This window comes from Chryseobacterium potabilaquae (assembly GCF_902728265.1).
GTDB lineage: Bacteria > Bacteroidota > Bacteroidia > Flavobacteriales > Weeksellaceae > Chryseobacterium > Chryseobacterium potabilaquae.
Genome location: NZ_CACVBR010000023.1, coordinates 37,539 through 56,425, shown reverse-complemented (window position 1 = coordinate 56,425; position 18,887 = coordinate 37,539). Strand labels below are relative to the sequence as shown.

General features: G+C 30.5%; 13 protein-coding genes. 8 read left to right on the top strand and 5 right to left on the bottom strand.

Going from position 1 to position 18,887, the window contains the following annotated elements:
* Positions 1-3 precede the first annotated feature (3 nt).
* The 5 genes from CHRY9293_RS12300 to CHRY9293_RS12280 all read right to left on the bottom strand — a co-directional run bounded on the left by CHRY9293_RS12300 (position 4) and on the right by CHRY9293_RS12280 (position 9,550).
* Positions 4-1,548 carry a T9SS type A sorting domain-containing protein gene (locus tag CHRY9293_RS12300; RefSeq protein ID WP_162033246.1) on the bottom strand — a complete coding sequence of 515 codons (1,545 nt, stop codon included), beginning with the start codon at positions 1,546-1,548 and terminating at the stop codon, positions 4-6.
* 586 nt (positions 1,549-2,134) lie between these two features.
* The gene (locus tag CHRY9293_RS12295; RefSeq protein WP_162033245.1) at positions 2,135-3,013 is read right to left on the bottom strand and encodes a thiopeptide-type bacteriocin biosynthesis protein; all 879 of its coding nucleotides are present in this window, start codon (positions 3,011-3,013) and stop codon (positions 2,135-2,137) included.
* A complete protein-coding gene (locus tag CHRY9293_RS12290; RefSeq protein WP_162033244.1) occupies positions 2,995-5,226 on the bottom strand; it encodes a lantibiotic dehydratase family protein in 2,232 nt (743 codons plus the stop codon). Before CHRY9293_RS12290 ends, CHRY9293_RS12295 begins: the two co-directional genes overlap by 19 nt.
* Before the next feature lie 61 nt (positions 5,227-5,287).
* Positions 5,288-7,546: a CocE/NonD family hydrolase gene (locus CHRY9293_RS12285; RefSeq protein ID WP_162033243.1), complete on the bottom strand. Its 2,259-nt coding sequence runs from the start codon at positions 7,544-7,546 to the stop codon at positions 5,288-5,290.
* Between the two features lie 309 nt (positions 7,547-7,855).
* Entirely contained in the window at positions 7,856-9,550 is a 1,695-nt protein-coding gene (locus CHRY9293_RS12280) for a helix-turn-helix domain-containing protein (protein ID WP_162033242.1), read from the bottom strand.
* A gap of 331 nt (positions 9,551-9,881) precedes the next feature.
* Here CHRY9293_RS12280 and CHRY9293_RS12275 point away from each other — a divergent pair, with 331 nt between their 5' ends.
* From CHRY9293_RS12275 to CHRY9293_RS12240, 8 genes are all read left to right on the top strand, one after another.
* On the top strand, positions 9,882-10,049 hold the full coding sequence (locus CHRY9293_RS12275; RefSeq protein WP_162033241.1) for a hypothetical protein: 168 nt from the start codon (positions 9,882-9,884) through the stop codon (positions 10,047-10,049).
* A gap of 561 nt (positions 10,050-10,610) precedes the next feature.
* Complete coding sequence (locus CHRY9293_RS12270; protein WP_162033240.1) at positions 10,611-13,544, top strand: reprolysin-like metallopeptidase; 2,934 nt, start codon at positions 10,611-10,613, stop codon at positions 13,542-13,544.
* 336 nt (positions 13,545-13,880) lie between these two features.
* Positions 13,881-14,435, top strand: coding sequence for a YMGG-like glycine zipper-containing protein (locus CHRY9293_RS12265; RefSeq protein ID WP_162033239.1), 555 nt, complete (start codon positions 13,881-13,883; stop codon positions 14,433-14,435).
* A gap of 50 nt (positions 14,436-14,485) precedes the next feature.
* Entirely contained in the window at positions 14,486-16,120 is a 1,635-nt protein-coding gene (locus CHRY9293_RS12260; protein WP_394351037.1) for an LIC_10190 family membrane protein, read from the top strand.
* Positions 16,121-16,170: 50 nt separating this feature from the next.
* Complete coding sequence (gene aroC, locus CHRY9293_RS12255; protein WP_162033238.1) at positions 16,171-17,241, top strand: chorismate synthase; 1,071 nt, start codon at positions 16,171-16,173, stop codon at positions 17,239-17,241.
* 14 nt (positions 17,242-17,255) lie between these two features.
* Complete coding sequence (locus CHRY9293_RS12250; protein WP_162033254.1) at positions 17,256-17,819, top strand: thioredoxin family protein; 564 nt, start codon at positions 17,256-17,258, stop codon at positions 17,817-17,819.
* 36 nt (positions 17,820-17,855) lie between these two features.
* Positions 17,856-18,395 carry a TlpA family protein disulfide reductase gene (locus CHRY9293_RS12245; protein WP_162033237.1) on the top strand — a complete coding sequence of 180 codons (540 nt, stop codon included), beginning with the start codon at positions 17,856-17,858 and terminating at the stop codon, positions 18,393-18,395.
* 81 nt (positions 18,396-18,476) lie between these two features.
* A complete protein-coding gene (locus CHRY9293_RS12240) occupies positions 18,477-18,824 on the top strand; it encodes a YkvA family protein (protein WP_162033236.1) in 348 nt (115 codons plus the stop codon).
* Positions 18,825-18,887: the final 63 nt, after the last annotated feature.

Genomic DNA, 18,887 nt, shown 5'->3' with positions numbered 1-18,887 from the left:
TATTTATTTCTTAATCAATTTTGCGTTTGCTGTTTTATGGGTATTAGTTTTAATGGTAATTAAGTAAGCTCCCTGAATGAGAGGTTGTGTGTTGATCTTAGTCACTTTATTCTTTGTCTTTTGACTTTGCAATTGCCTTCCACCCATATCATATAAGATAATGTCTGCTTCTTTGAAATCAAAACCTATCTCTACGTAAGCATAGTCTGATACAGGATTCGGATAAATCTTAATATCCTGCTTTTCTATTAATTGATCAATTTGTTTATCTCCTAACTTGATAATTTTCCAGTTTTCCTTTCCTAATTCCTCACCACTTGTTCCTGCTAATACAATAGAACCATCTTTGTTAAGTGTAATATCAGAGAGTTTTTCCTCCTTTTTCTTTGAATCTCCCTTTACATATTTTCTCCATTGTTCATTACCATTTGGGTCAAGGTATAGCATCCAAAATGTACCATCATTAGCTTCAATTTTACCCTCTGCCTGAGTATAGCCTCCTAATAATATTCCTTTTGAAGATTTATCATCTGAAGCATGAAGTACACTCATCCCTCTTAGCACATCTCTGTTTTTAAAATTGTAAGATTTTTGCCAGATTTCATCGCCTCTTTCATCCAGTGAGATCAGCCACACATCTGTTCCTTCTTCAAGCCCTACACTTTTATTGCCTGACTTTTCAGATCGAGACTCACCACCAATGAGATAGCCTGATGAAGTTAAAGCCAATGTTCTAAGATGGTCATCATCTCTGCCTCCAAAATTCTTTTCCCAATCTACTTTATTTTCTTTATTCAATTTGACAATCCAATAATCTCCTTCGCCATAATTATCGGTTTTCTTTGATCCACTGGCTTTACTTCTAGAATATACCCCTAATAAAGCTCCACCATCACGTGTTGGAATCATCTTTTCAACTTCATCAATTCCGTTACCCCCTAAAATAAGTTGGGATAATTCTTTCCCGTTTTTATCCAATCTTACAATAAGAACATCTTTTGATCCATATCCTTTATCAGAGTTTTGGATATTCCCAGCCACAAAAAATCCTAAATCGGTAGTTTGAATAACAGTTCTCGCTTCTTCCTCAGCAGCTGAATCTACTGTTTTCTGCCAAAGTTCATCTCCAAATTCATTGATCCTAATGACCCAAATATCGGAACCTCCTTTAGAGTCTTCTTTTTTATCCAATCCTTTGGTGGAATAAGAAGTTCCGGCAAGAAGAAACCCTCCATCTTGAGTAGCAACAGTAGCCGATAAAAAATCATGTTTATTTCCTGAAAAGTATTTCTCCCAGATTTGTTCTCCTTGCTGATTGAGCTTGATCAAATGAAAATTGTAGCCCTTGTTTTGTTTGTTGCCTACATTTTGAAGCTCTGGGGCCTGGATAGAGCTTCCTGTAATTAAGTATTGTCTGTCAAGAGTTGTAGTGATCTGACTTAAAAAATCCTGGGTTGAGGATTGAATATCTCTTTGCCAGACGACTTCCTGTGAAAAACACACAGGAATAGCGCATAGGTACAGCGCACCGAAGTAAAGTTTTTTCATTGTTTTATTTTTTTAGTTGTATTTAGAAATTTAGTTTAATGAAAATTCCTATTTCATTTAGGACATATTTTAATTGGGTTCATGGATTTGATTAGAAATAATTTTGAATTCATTTATTGAGTTCTATCTACATTTTAAAGTTTTTACGCCCTATTTAAAATTTTATAATATGAAAGGTTAGGTCATATTTTCTTATGATTTCTGCAAAGATATTTTATTTAAGCGTCAAAACTTGACGTATATTATTTTATAAAAAATAGATTGAAAGAAAAAGATAGACATTCACATACTAATCTACTATTTCAATCAACCTACTCTACAATAATAAGAAATAAAAAGAATTGCTTTTGAGATTACAAAGATGAATCTATGATATCAGATTTACAAAAAATGTATACCTAGATTTATAAATTTAGGGTTTCATATTGCACTGAATTTATAAATTTCGAGAAAATCACTCACAACAAATCTCATTCATTACCAAATAGTTTAAAGCACATATTAACCTAATGATAAAAAATAATTTTTGTATTATGGAATACCTTGAAAAAGAAAAATAGATTAAAATCCGATCATCACTATTTCCTTATATTTCGTAAATTTCAATAGTTTTATGACTAAAGTTTAATGTTTTATAATACCTCAATAAATAATCATAAATTACCATTTCGAATACGCGTTGATTTGAAACGAAAAGCCGATTGATATTCATATGAAATACACTTTGAAAAAAACTTGACAAAGACATTCCTAAAGATCTATTTTTATGGTGAAGTAATATATTTTGTAAGACCAAATTATTTTCTTCTATGTGAGAAACAATTGCATATCTTTCCTCCGAAAACTCTTCTGAATGTATAAATTCTAAAAACTTTGTTTTGAAATCTCTATATTTTTTATCTAGTTGGCTATTCAGTTTTTTATCTGCATTAAATTCCTTTTTAAAAGCAGTATTAAAAATTCTGATCCATTCCAATTTCTCACTCATGGGAAGAGCAAGCCTATTTAGAATTTCATCAATATAAAATAAAGTAATGATGATCTTTTCTTCATCGTCATAATGCAAACAATCTAGCGTAAATTCACTATTTCCATAAAACAAAGCTTCCGAATCTTCCATTGTATTTTGCCCATATCTCTCCATTTCACGGATATATGTATCAACTAGAATATTAGAAATCTCTCCACTTTTTATATACTCTTGTAATGCATCATTAATTTTAACTAAAACTTCCTCATAATGAAGACAATTATTTAATTTAAATCTGACTCTTAAATGAGGCTTTGGGTCATTATACCGAATAAAAAACCATTTTGAAATATAATTATTTTCTTGAAAGTATTCCTTTAAAGGCTGTATACACTCCTCTAGAATACTGTCTGCAGTTTTTATTCCCGTATAAATTTTAAGATATAGCCACTCACTTCCAAGAGTAAATTTTCTCTCTAACATTTCTCTTTCCATTTTTTCTCATTATACATTGAAAAAATAAACTGATGCATAAAATCACTATTTTCATTGTACAAAAATTCTTCGATAACAATTATTTTTAGTTTTTTTATAGTATCGATAAAAATTTTCACCAAATCATAATTTTCAAGATTAAGGGTCAGTTTATTATCAGATTGCACCCATTGTATCCATTGCGGGACCTGTCTTTTATTTCTCCAAATTCTTAACTCTGACAATAGCTGCTCTTTATTATCTTTTTCATAATGCATAAGAATGGAGGATTGGATAAGATCTTTTTCTGTAATTTTCCATGAAGCTTTTGATAAAATGATATTCTTATACTCAATTCTAGGTAAGAACTGATATATATTCTTGAGATCCCCCCAATTAAAATAAAGACCGGAACGTATATTTTGGGAATTCAAATCACATAAAAAATGATAGACAGGTAAAGAGTTTCCAAAATAATTATGGGCATTAGTAAGATAAGGTCTAATTTCTTTGTTTAATCTTTTTGATCGCAGAATAATTTTATCATTTTTTAAAGAAATATAAAGATCATCTATTGTTATTTGATTTTCTTCAGGTAAAATGGATTGCGCAAGATAGGGAATTTCATACTGCCTTAAAGTAGGTCTTCTGATAACATTTCCCAATCTAGCTTCAGGTAGATGAATAACTTCCGCTAAAATATATTCGGGATTGAGCTCCTCCTCTTTTCTTGCTATCATTTGGGTTAAGTTTTGTACTTCGGATTTTTCTGAGCAAAACCTTCCCAATAAACAAGCAGCACTACTTCCACCCCCTCCATCCAAAAACAATTTTTCTTGCTGAACTTCCGAAATTATTTCAGCCATGAAAGAAATGGTATCTGGAATATCATTCCAATTTTCCTCAAATTCTTCAAAATCATCAGCATGTAATTCAATCGTATACTGATTTTGCAACAAAGCCTCTTGAAGTTTTTCATTAATTATTTGCTGAATGGGATCCAGCTCCATGCTTATGCTTGATTTTTTATGAGATAATGGCAAATCTAAATCCTCCAAATAAGGATGTAATCCTTTTGTCATAATATCTTGCCTATAGCCAATCCCAATTTCTGTATCTAAAACATAGGATAGAGACACTTCCTGAGTTTCAAATCTTTCATAAAAAGCTTTTTTAAACTTTTCTAAATGAGTATCCTTCCGAGAAAGTGTAATTTTATTTAAAAAACTAATTCCCTTCTTTAATTCTTTTTTCCAATAAGATGATATCTCAAATTTATCCTCACTATACAAATCGGTTTGAAAAAGATATTTTTGATCATATTCAACACTCGATACTTTAGAAATAAACAATGCTTCAATTAGCTTTTCTATCTCCTTATAAGCAGAAGCAAAATTTCCTATATTTTGATCCAGCTCCTTCAATTGATTTTGTATAGAAATTAAAATATTTTTTTCATAGTGTATTTCCACTTTTTCTAAAACAGAAATTATAGTATTCAAAAAGTCATCTCCTGAAACATTAGGCTCTAACTCACTTACCAAAACCTGATTATCAATAAGCTCTTCAATAAACTCTATTGCTTCTTCTTTTGTTATTTCTTCATTGATAATACTATTTGTAATTTGTTCGATATTTTTACCTTGTTTCGAAAAAGTTAAGATCCGTTGTAACTCCTCAGAAAGTGGTACAGATGAAATAATATATTCTCTTTTTCCATAAGCATATTCATATTCAACATAACGGATTTTATTTCTGATGATATAAATACTGTTATTAGGATAAAATAACAAACGATTTCTTACCTCTGGAATTTTCACAAAATGATCAGATAGGCTCACCAAAAAGTGCATATCTAATTTAGTATCTCTTATAAAACTTATATCCTCCGTTTTGTTTATTTCATTTCTAAAATCCCCTACACCCACTGCTGAAAACAAACCAAATGGAGTACAACGAGTAGACATTCGACTATAATATTTCAGTAATGTATTTGCTAATTTTTGATATTCTTTTGATGAAAACTCTTTATTTAAAAGCCAATTTTCCAATTCAGAATAAAAATAGGGTGAAGCCAAGTAAATAGCTTCTTTGAAAATCGGATTTTGAAAGATTTCTTTTATTTCCACCTCCGAAATTTCATCTTTTCCTAGCCTTTCTTTAAAGCTCTTGTATGAGAGTAAAGAAGTACGGGCTACATATTCATCAAAAAAGTGATAAGGAAAATAGGACATTATGTTTCGTAAAGTTATTATTTATTAAAATTAAAATCAGTGCATTCTTATAGTGTTTTCATTATTTCTTTTCTAACACTGAACTTTGCTTTTCAACCATAGGTAGCTCAATATAACTATCGTTATACCATTTTATTTCTAAAGGCTCTTTGGCATCTGTAATAGTCTCTTCACTTACATCTTTTCCAGTACCATAATTTATTTGGTAATATGGACTTTTATTTGCCCCAATTAACAATATCAATTTACTCCCTTTCTCAATTTTCTTGCTAATAAATGTTGTATTTTTGATCGGTATAACTACCTTTTGATTAGGTATTAATAATTCTCTTTTTGTATTATCATTGGCATAGCTGGCTCTGCCAATATAACTGGACAGTAAAAAATATTTTCCGGTGGGGAGAAGTTCATATAATTGCATCGAAATGTCAAAATCCTTTTTATTAATAGAAAGACTCAAACTTCCAGAGAAATCACCACTAAGCTCAAACTCTTTATCCAAAACCTCTGTGGTATATACAAGATATTTATTGGGATTTAAAATATCGTCTATAATATTGTATTCATATTCAAAATGCTTATCTACATCTTTTCTATCAGTAAGATCAATTACACTTGAAGAAAAATCAGATTGTTTTTTCTGATTTTTTGATAGAATTAAATCTTCATCCAGATAATATTTTACTTTCGTACCATCCAATTCGTTGAGTGATTTTACGCTTTTCCAAACATTTTCTCCTATTGTTTCATAATTAATATAATCTTTTAAGAAGTCAGGCTTTTTCTTACCTTTAAGAATATAATCAAACCATTCAATCCAAATCTTATTTAGATCTATGCTCGCAATCGGGTCTATTGTATATCCACTTAATTGACTTTTTATATTACCTTGTGCTCCAAAATGATCATACGGCCCAATAATTAGATAATGATTTGCATTTTTATCATATTTATTATGTTCTTTAAAATAATATAATGCTCCTAATTGATCATCGTCAAAATACCCAGTCGTTGTCAATATAGGTATACTAATTTTAGAAAAATCCTGTCTATATGGGATCATCTTTTGCCAATATCTATCATAACCTGGATGATTAAGCCATCTTTGAAAAATTAAATTAGATTGACCATTTATAGAGTCTAATTGCCTAAAAGAACTACCATTAATATACCAGTTTTTATAGAGGGAATTCCATTTTTTTGAGTCAACAAAGCCCGTATAGTCAGTCATTTTAGAATCCATTACATAATGCAACCAACGTAAAGCATAGGATGTAAATATATTATTTTGCATCGGATAATCAATACCAATACCAACGGCCGCTTGGGGAATAATCGTTTTCAATGCAGGATGTAATTTTTTTGTTGCAGCCCATTGACTAAATCCTAAATAGCTTCCCCCAATCATACCTACTTTTCCATTACTCCATGGTTGCTTTATAATCCAATCGATAATTTCGTTAATATCCTCTTCTTCATGCTCAAACGGTTCTAAATCATCATTACTTAAATACTTTCCTCTCGTGTTTAAAATGACTCCCACATATCCATCAAATGCTAAAGCTTTAGCCCTATTTATATTCTTAATATCTGAATATATAGTATTGATAAGGATAGTATTTTGAGATTTGGAAATTTTATTATTTAATACTACACTTAATGTAAGAGTACTATTATATTTAGTCATAATTTTCACACTATCGTAAATTGTAAAAGCCTCTCTTTCAAAATCTTTAATTAGTTGTGCTCCTAATGCAAATGTTTTCTTCCCTACATCATAAAGATTGTATTTTCTACATAACAATATAGCATCATTAATGTCAATGCTATCATTCTTTATATTCTTTTTAAGAATATCGTTAATTTCTTTTTCTAGATCAACTGGATTATATGAAAAATATTGAGAGAGCAGAATTTGTGACTTTGGGGGTAATTTAGTATACTTCCTCCTAAATTCATTTTCATATATTTTATTAAATTCTTTAACATTAGATATTCGCTTAATAGTATTAATATAAATTTCAAATTGGCTTCCCATCGCACTAGACAATATGGGATTACTAATCCTATTAACATTTCGAAGGGAATCCAATTGTACAAGAGATAAATTATAATTTTCATTAATTATATTTATTCTGAAAAGGTTATCATAATAAATTGCTTTATTTTTCTCTGTATATTGATCCTTAAGCCGATTAGCTAGATACTTAACAATATTTTCGGGAGAAGTATTTCTATAATTAATTTCCTTTAAACTTAATTTTTGACAAAAAACAAACTGTAAAAAAAAGGAAAAATATATAACAAAGAGCTTTCTCATTAAAAAATTAAATTTGATTATTAATTCCCACCATATGTTTGGTCTACAACAGTCTGACCCGTTTCAAGTCTCGCCCCAGAACCTCCTCCTTTAATGGAGAGAGGTCTTTTTAAAATTTTTATCATCTGTATCTTTTTCAATGATAATTTTTTTTCCGTGTTTTTTTCTTTTTTCATTTGATTAATTTTCCCAATTATTTATGGTACAAATATAATTTTATTCAATCCAGACACACAAGATATTGTTCTCGAAATTGATATATATCTAGAATCAATCAACCCAAAGCCAGTTGATTAGAAAATATATTCTCTAATTTTCATTTTGCAATCGTTTTATATAATAAGAGGGCAATGTCCCCGTTATCTTTTTAAATGCATTTGAAAACGATTCGGAATTATTATACCCAATATCATTGGCAATAGCCGCTATTGTATGTTTTCTTATTTTTTCATTTTTATTAAGTTCTTCAACAATATAATTAATCCTTAACTCATTTAAATATTGTGAAAAATTCTTTTCCTTCAGTTCATTTACACATTTAGAAAGGTACCCACGATTGGTTTCCAAATCTTTTGCTAAACTATCTATAGTAATATTTTTTTGTAAAAACCCTTTATCAAGCTCAAATTCTTGAAGCTTAGTTTTTATATCTTGTAATTTTGCATCTGATAATCCTTTTTTATCTTTCTCCTTTTCCTTCGGTCTTATCGTATTTTCGTAAGATTTTTTCAGTAATATATCAGCTTGTTTTTCATATTTTCTTATTGTTATTTTATTTTTTCTATGTAAAAACATCAATGAGAAAATGGTGACCGAACCTATTCCTAAAAACAGATATAGTAAGATATTTCTCTTATTTAAATTTTTTATTAAAGTCTCTTTTTCTTCCAACAAAATTGGGGCATCATATTTTCTATAAATCTCCTTCGATAAATATTGTTTACTGTTATTTATTATACTATCCGCATAGAAAAGTTTATTGATGAACTTCAATTGATTTTCTTTATCCCCTTGTTTCTTATAATAATCTATTAAAATTTCGTATCCTCCTCTTTTGATCGGCTCAAAATCATTGGCAACAAATGACAAAGAATCTGATTTTATAAAATAATATATCCCTTCTTTTTCTTTTTGGACTTCATAATTAACTTTCCCTAAATAAAAGTATAGAATAGACAAATTTGCATAGTCTTTATTCATTAAAAGATACGGTTCCACTTCACTAAGATTTTTTAATGCCGCCTTATAATTTTTAAGATAATAATCTGCAATCCCTTCTGATATTATAAAGTATGGGTAATGAGTGTAATCATTATACTTTTTACACTCTGAAATACCTATCTTATTATATGATTTGCATAACTTGTAATTCTTAGTTTTATTATATGCATTAGATACCGAAAAAATAGAACCTATATAGCTCTTAATATCTTTATCTTGTTTATTGAGTTCTTGTTTTTGGTAATTGTAATATTCTAAGAATAAAAGAAGTGCTTCTTCATTTTCCTCTGTAGCCGTTTTAAGAATACCTATTAATTTTTTTATGTAAAAGAATTGATCAATATTTTTGTTTCTAGATAATTCTTGGGCTTTGATATATTCGTCAAGAGCCTTGTTATATTTAAATTCATAATTGAATAAAATTCCTTTAATAATATGAGCTTTTGCAGGATAATCTTTATGAGTAACATTTTTTGTAATGTTCAATAATGTATCTGCATAAGGATGGCAATTTTCACCTTTCAAACCTTTTATATGAGCAATTTTATAATATCCATCATATAGAAAGCTTTTATTATTTAATTTTTTTGCCTTACATAAAATAGTATTTGCATATAATTCGGATTTATTATTATCTATTCTAAATACATTATTGTAAGCTACATCTAATTTTTCAAAGCTTTTATCCTTTAGAGAATCTGGTATATGAAACCCTCTTATACTTTGTGAAAAATAGAAGTTCTGACAGAATAATAAAAGGAACAAGAAGGAAAGTTTTTGCATTTTTTTCAAAGGCAAAAATACATTTTTTTTTAATTCATTTCTAGCAACAAACCCAAACCCACAACAAAACATTGAAAAACAAAACATTAAAACAAATAAAGACTATCTAAATTTATAAATTCAGTATAGCACAAATCCTAAATTTATAAATTTAGGGATACTATTCTTGTTGATTAAGAAAAACCCTTGCATCTTTGTCCCAGACAAAACACAAATGTTTACTTTTTGTATGTGTACTGCAAAATATAAATATAGAAGTGCTGATCAGCAAAATTCATGTCAAGGATTATATGACAAAAACAAATTATTAAATTTTAAATTTTTATCACAAATGAAAAAATTAAATATTTCGCAAATGGAAAATTTGCAAGGAAATGGACTTCCTCCGAAATGTCTAGCTTCAATGGGATTATCCGGTGTTGCTTGTAGTATGATTGCGGGCCCTTGGGGATATGCTATAGGAGCTGCTGGTGCATACTTTTGGAATCCTGACTGCTAAAAAATAGATTAATGAATAATATAATTGATAAGATATTAATTGAAATAAGTGCAAAATATACTCTTAAATTCAGTAATAATAGACCTCTTTATAAATTGGAAAATATATTTTTTTGTATTAATCTAAAATTTCATGACGATACTATATCATATATCACAATCCTCAATTTTTAATATTAGATGAGCCCACCTCATCCTTAGACGAGGCAAATAGAATATTTATCCATAGATTAATTCAAAACATCAAATCTGAAAAAATGATTTTAATAATTGGTCATTATTTGGAAGATCTGAAAGAAATTTCTGACAAAATTCTAATAATAAAAGATACACAAATTTCCGAATTGATGTAGGTCTTTAATTTCTTCTATACGTAGCAGATTTCTTATAATCATTAAAAATGACGCCCAAATAATTTTCTAATATTTCCTATTATATCATGAGTTATTTTCACACAAATACACCGTAAATTGATTTTATTTAGATAAGACACAAAATAAATCAATTATTATTGATTATTATTTTTTTCACAGGTATTTTTGCGAATTATACCAAATACCATATGAAAAAAAAGGCTACTACATTATTTTTCGTTGTAATAAACAGCATCGCATGGGGGCAATGGACACCTCTTAAAAGTTCATCTAAAATTAAAAATAAAAATCCAGCTGCAACATCTGTATCCTACTACAAATTAGATCTTGTAAAAATCAGAAAAGAGTTATCAAATGCTCAAGAAACAGGCCCTAACGCTAAGGCTATAGAAATATTTTTACCCACGCTAAGTGGTACACAGGAAAAATTTGCTGTGTACAGCTTTCCCGTAATGGCAAAAGAACTGACCGATCAATATCAATTAGGTTCTTATGTCGGGATAGGGATAGATGATCCATCCAAATATGTAAGATTCTCTATCGCCCCTGATGATTTCCAATCCATGTTACTCAAGAACGGAGAAACGGAATTTATAGATATTCAGGATAAAAGCAATAATATATATGTCGTACACCATAAATCAAAAAACACTCAAGGGTTCTCTTGTCGAACGGAAGAAAGCCCATTCTCAATAAAGGAAATTCAAGAATTAAAAGATCAAGGAAAATCATTTAATCATCAGCCAGCAGACTTTTCGAAAAGTTCTGATCAGAAATTTCGAACAATGAGGCTTGCAATATCTACAACTGGAGAATACACTCAACACTTTGGAGGAACATTAGCAGGCACATTGACAGGGATCAATGCTACCATGACAAGAGTAAATGGTATTTTTGAAAAGGATTTGGCTGTACATCTAAATGTTCAAAACTATCCTAATATCATTTATACAGATCCAGCAACAGATCCTTATTCAAATATGACCGAGAATTGGAATTTGGAAGTGCAAAATGTATTAACCACAAATGTAGGAAATACAGGATACGATATAGGTCATTTATTTGCAGGGCCACCCACTGGAAATGAAGCCGGAAATGCAGGATGCATTGGATGTGTATGCAATGATCCCACGACCACTACTCCTATAGGAAAAGGTTCGGGATTTACTTCAGCATTTCCCTCTGCAGAAGGATATGATTTTGATCTACTTGCCGCACACGAACTTGCTCATCAACTAGGAGCAAATCACACATTTTCTCATAAATTAGAAAATTATGGAACGAATGTCGAACCAGGATCCGGGAGTACCATTATGGGATATCCCGGCATGACAGCTTTAGAAAATGTACAAAATCAACGCGACGAATATTTCCACAATATCAATATAAAACAAATTCAGCTAAATCTCAATAATCAAACCTGCGATATAGAAACCCCAATAATAAATAATCCCCCTATTATTGAACCTTTACCAACCTATACAATCCCTAAAGGAACAGCATTCTTATTAACAGCTTCTGCTACAGATATAGAAAATGATTCCTTAACATATACATGGGAACAAATAGATAATGCTGATATAAACATATATAAAGGGAATTTAGGAACAACAACAAATGGCCCTGCATTTAGATCCGTAATACCTAACATAAGCCCTACAAGATACTTTCCTAAACTAGCATCAGTATTAGATGGCATTTTGGATAATTCAAATAATGAATGGGAATCCGTTTCAATGATTCCTCGAACTATGAAGTTCGCTGTAACGGTAAGAGATAATCATCCTACCCCTACTCAACAACAATCCGCATATGCCGAACAAACAGTCATAGTAAGTAACGATGATCCATTTAAAATAACTACTCAATATGTTTACTATAATTCTCCATCTCCAATCGAGTGGGACACGGCTAATACTAATACAGCACCTTATAATGCAACTCATGTTAAAATTGACTACACAGCAGACAATGGAACTACATGGACGATTTTATCACCCTCTACCATAAATGATGGAACCGAAAATGTAATTCTTCCTACTCTATTAAACGGACAAAATATTAAAATAAGAGTTTCTGCTATTGGAAATATATTTTATGCGGTTAAAGAAGTACTAGTCACCACATCCGTATCTTGCGATGGAGCCGCTCCTTCTGCATTGGCCACTAATATTACTTCAGCAACCTCAGCTCATATAACCTGGGCTCCAGTATCAGGAGCTACATCATATTCTATTAGATATAAAAAATTATCTGAAGTAAACTGGCAAGAAACCAACTCAAATACCAATGAAGCCCTATTAAATAATTTGACCCCAGAATCGGATTATGAGGTTCAGGTAGCATCTGTTTGCTCAGGAACTACCGGAACATACAGTAATTCAGTCAATCTCAGTCTTCCAGAACAACCTTATTGTACTGCAGTAGCAACTGCCGGGCTTAGCAATAAAGCACACATCTCCAATATTACCATAGCTAACATCAATAATAATTCATCTCAATCATTTTATAGAGATTATACTACAGATGTACCTCCCATTAATCTGACTAAAGGTACCCTTACTCCTCTTTCTGTCACTATAAATAATTCAGGAAATTTCACATATGCAGTAAGAGCCTATATAGACTTTAATAAAAATGGGAACTTTGAAGAATCGGAACGTGTTCTTTATCATCCTACAAGTATTATTTCTGCTCCTATTACATCAACAGTTTCTATTCCTTCTGATGCTGTAGAAAATAAACCACTAAGAATGAGAATAATCTTGCATAATGTTGGTTTTGGTGGACTTTCAGAAACAGAGACATGTGGTAATTTTCAATATGGAGAAGTTGAAGATTATAATGTGATGATTGCAGCAGGAAATCTAAACGTTGACAACTCAAAAAGTATTGCTAATGACATACAGCTATATCCTAACCCAGTTTCTGATATACTCCATATCACAAACGTACCTGATAAAGTATATTATAAAATTCATAGCATTACCGGGCAATTAATCGACGAAGGAATTATAATTAAGGGACAAATTAATGTTTCAAAATTACTTACAGGAACATATTATATCTCTATTAAGCAAAAAAATAAAGATTCTTACCACTCTAAGTTCATTAAAAAATAAATAGCTATAACTTTTATTTAATATACAACTCTCCAAATTCTGGACTACCCTTAAAAAGTAAAACCCTTTTTAGGGGTATTTTATTATTATATCTATTAACATATTACCAAGAGAGAAAAAATTTAAAAATAAGTTTTTCAGAATCGCATTAAAAAACAACAAATTCACACAAAATAATCAAAAAACATATAAAAAAAACATCCATAAGTGTTTTATATTCAATTAATTTAATACCACCAGTCGTTTTTTAACATTTATTAACATAAATTTGGCTTCATAATTGGAAATGACTCTATAGCTAAACATAATATATTAGCTACCTTTAAAATTTGAGTTATGAGAAGTATTGTATTAACAAGTGTATTGTCTATTTTTTTAATGACAGCTTGTAAAAAAAATGACCAGATAGCAGAAAAATCGCTGGAACAACAGAAAATAGATTTTCAAATGCGACAGATTGAAATCGAAAGACAAAAACTCGCTATTGAAAAAGAAAAGATGATGTATGAAACTCAGAAGAAAGCAGACAGTATATTGGAAAGTAAAAAGGCGAAAGCATCAACAGCCCATAATACTAATCCACAGGTAATTCGTGAAACAAAAACGATTTACAGAGACACAAACTCGAATTCCAACTCAGACAACAATACTGGAAATTATGCGGATAATCAAAGCAGCGCCTCCCAAGGAACCTCTCAAAAGAAAGGCATGAGTAAAGCGGCAAAAGGAACCATTATCGGAACGGTAGGTGGAGCAGCAGCCGGAGCCATTATAAGCAAGAAAAACAGAGGACTAGGAGCTGTTGTTGGAGGAATTGTAGGAGGAGCAACCGGCTATACAATCGGTAGATCACAGGATAGAAAAGATGGCAGGGTTCAACCACGTAATTAATATTTTCACGATAACGATAAAGATTGCTTATTTTTAAGCAATCTTTTTTTATGTTTTTAATTATACTTTCTTCCATACTTATTATCTCGACCTTGATAGGTCTAGGAAAGATAATGGAAAATAACATTGGATCTATATGTGACGGAATTTCCGGCAATATTTTAACTGGTATTTTAGGATTGAGTTTAATTTGGATGATTATTTCCTTTTTTGCATCCTTAAATATATATGTAGAAATAATTACTATTATGATTGGTACTTTCTATTTTTTTAAAAAGAAAGTATATAAAGAAACATATGCAATTTTCAAAAAAAATACCTTTTCTATTATTTCCATTTGCTTAATTGTTTTATTTTCGGGTTCCTATTATCCTTTTATTTTAGATCACTTCGGCTATTATGTCCCAACCATCAAGTGGCTAACTGAATATGGTATTATAAAAGGGATTTCTAATCTTGATCTTACTTTAGGGCAAATGTCTGTCTGGCATATTTTCCAATCCGGATTTTCAAATTTTTCAGATCCGTTTCTGAGAATGAATGTCATTTTATTAATCATTTATGTGATCTATATCTATGAAAAAGAGAGTTGGATTCAATTATGTTTCATCCCAGTCTTATTATTATTTTCCCAAAGTCCTACCCCAGATTTACCGGTAATATTATTTTCATTAATCATCTTACATGAAATTTTTATCGATAATAGAAGAACCTATCTATTATTTGCATTTTCAGTGTTTGTGTTTGCTATAAAGCCTACCATGATTTGGCTACCAATAGTATCCTTTGGATATTCACTGTTTATTATTCGATCAAATGGTAAAAGTTTTATTTTAGGTGTAGTTATTATTTGTTTATTCTTTTTCAAAAATATCTGGACATTTGGATATCCCATATTTCCTATTTCCATTGGCAATCTAGGAATTCCATGGAAACCCAATCCGGAGATATTAACAACTTCTTCCCAATTTGCTATTCTCAAAACCTTCGATATGCAATACACTTACCAAGAAATTCAAACATTTTCTGGGCAAGACTATATCAAAAATTGGTTATTTTTACCGGGTATAAAGTCTGTTATAAATATTACTTTTATTATAAGCTTATTCTTATTTATACTATATTCTTTTATCAAAAAGAAAAAAATCATTACACTTATTTGCGCTTCACTCTTAATAAAAAGTATATTAATCCTATTCTTTTCCGCTCAGTATAGGTTTTTCATAGATGTATTTTTCATCATCTTTTTTATAGTATTCAATGATTTACTTAACAAAAAAAGATCGCTTCTTATATGTTATTCTTTAAGCATTTTTTTCATTCTTTTCTTAACCTTTCCAAAGCTTACTCAACAACTATTGCCCAGTTTCATGCTCAGTAATTTTATGGGGAAGTTTGAAAAAAAACAAATTATAAAACCTTCAACGTATGAGTATAATAAATTTGATTCTTTTAAAATAGGAAATTTAACATTTAATATCTCTAATAACTATTCTTATAATTTTGATACTCCCTTGCCGTCCATCTCTCCTAGTTATGTTATAGAAGATGTGAAGGCTGGGATATTTCCCCAACTTATTGATGAAAAGAACATTAAAAAAGGAATTATCTGGAAACATTTAGATGCTGCAGAAAAAAAAGAAGCCCAAAAAGTTATTTATTTTATCGAAAAGACGTATCAATAGAACAAATTTTTGCACTTTAATATTTGAAGAAAAAAAGGTAATTTTGTATCATGTTCAATATTTTAGGAAATCTTCTCAATCTTACAACATTTGGGGAAAGTCATGGGTTAGCATATGGAGGTATAATTAATAACTTTCCAGCAGGTCTTACGGTAGATTTTGATAAAATTCAGTATGAATTAGATCGTAGAAAGCCTGGACAATCAGCCATTGTCACACAAAGAAAAGAAAGTGATACTGTAAAGTTTCTTTCGGGAATTTTTGATGGAAAGACAACTGGTACACCTATTGGCTTTATTATTGAAAACGAAAATCAAAAATCAAAAGATTACGATCATATTGCCAACTCCTATCGTCCAAGCCATGCAGATTTCACTTACGATAAAAAATTTGGGACAAGAGATTACCGAGGCGGGGGCAAATCTTCTGCGAGAGAAACCATAAACTGGGTAGTTGCCGGAGCATTAGCCAAACAACTTTTACCCGACATTGAAATAAATGCCTATGTATCTTCTGTTGGGGATATTTTCTGTGAAAAACCATATCAAGCGTTGGATTTTTCAAAAATTGAAAGTAATGAGATTCGCTGCCCTGATTCTGAAACCGCAGAAAAAATGATATCCCGAATCAAAGAGATCAAAAAGGAAGGCAATACCATTGGGGGAACCATAACTTGTGTGATTAAAAATGTTCCTGTAGGAGTTGGTGAACCTATTTTTTCAAAACTTCAAGCTGAATTGGCAAAAGCAATGCTTAATATCAACGCTTGTAAAGGTTTTGAATATGGAAGTGGATTCTGCGGTGCAAAAATGACAGGCAAAGAGCATAATGATCTTTTCAATTCGGACTTCAGCACACAATCCAATCTATCAGGAGGAATTCAAGGAGGAATATCCAATGGAATGGACATTTATTTCCGTGTAGCGTTCAAACCTGTTGCGACCATTTTACGACCTCAAGAGAGTATTGATAAAGATGGAAATCCGGTAATTGTGGAAGGGAAAGGACGCCATGATCCATGTGTAGTACCTAGAGCTGTCCCTATTGTAGAAAGTTTAGCAGCATTTGTAATTGCTGATTTATTTTTGATCAACAAAACAAGAAACATACATAATTGGTAATGATACATTTAGCAATGGAAAATTATTGGGATAAAGCAATATCATTTGAAGAGTACGTACATATAGCTAAGCAAAGATTAGAAAACCCTTCTAATCAACAAGAAGCAGAATATAAGCAATATTATGAACTAGGGCTTCAAAGAATGGACAGAACGTTGAAAAAATATATCCCTGATGAAGATCAATTAAAAGAATTAACATCTAAAAACTTTGAAGGGAAAATTTTGATTATTTCTGAAGCTTGGTGTGGTGATGCTAGTGCAACTGTTCCGGCATTGGTAAAGTTCTTTGAAGGTAAAAATCAAGTAAAGATTTTTCTTAGAGATGACGATAAAAGTTTGATCGCGCAATTTTTAACCAATGGTACAGAATCTATTCCTAAAGTTATTATTCTCAATGATGATTTTAGTATAAAAAATAGTTGGGGACCTCGTCCAAAGTATGGCAAAGAATTACTTATGAAATATAAAAACGATCCTGAAGCTTACTCCAAAGATAGTTTTTATAATGATCTACAAATTTACTATGCTAAAAACAGAGGCAAAGATGCTATCCAAGAAATAATAGAACTATTATAAATCTCTGTGGAAAATATTAATCGATAAAAATAACACATGAAAAAAAACATAGTTTATATTATTGCATTAATCGTATTAGGTGTGATTGCATTCGTCCCGGGAGTAAAAGGCTTTTTAAAAGATCAATTTTTTCCCATTGCAACAATTGAAAATGCAGTACATGTAAGTGAAGAAGATTATAATATTGAACTTCAAGGAATCAATGCACCCAATACAAATCTTAAAAACTTCAAAGAAAAAGCTGTTTTTCTAAACTTTTGGGGGACGTGGTGTCCTCCATGTAGAAAAGAATGGCCTACCATCCAAAAACTGTATGATACACGCAAAGGAAATGTTGATTTTGTATTAATTGCAATGAAAGATGAAGAACCTACTGTAAGAAAGTTTTTACAAGAAAACAAATATACAGTTCCCGTTTATATTGCCCAAAGTCCAATCTCCGAAAAATTATTACCTAAGGTATTCCCGACTACTTATCTTTTAGATAAAACAGGAAGAATCTTGATCAAGGAAGATTCCTATAGGGATTGGAATACAGAATCCGTTCATCAGTTTATAGACAATATCATCAAGTAACTTTTAACTAAAATTACAATTACTTGGTATAGAATTTGTGAAAATTATATAGTTGAAAAATTATTTAATACTAAACATAAGATGAAATCTTCAAAGTTAAGTTTAGCACAAAGAGCCATCAGTCATAAGGGTTTTATAAGAAAAATCCCTGATATTTTTAGGATGATAAAAATGTGGAGAAAAGGAAGCTATCCTGTAAAGTCTATAGATATTATCCTACCCTTACTTGGCGTTGTATATATAATCTCTCCTATCGATTTAATCCCAGAAGTGGCTGTCCCTGTGATTGGCGTCTTGGATGATATTGCTGTTTTGTCATTAGTTATTCCCAAACTCGTAAAAGAAGTTAACAAATTTCTACTTTGGGAAGCCGAGCAAAAGATCCATTCGGGTAATATAAAAATAATCGATGTCGACATTATAAAATAACTTTTTTATAAATCTTAAAGCCATTCTAAAAGGAATGACTTTTCTGTTAAAAACACTCCGATT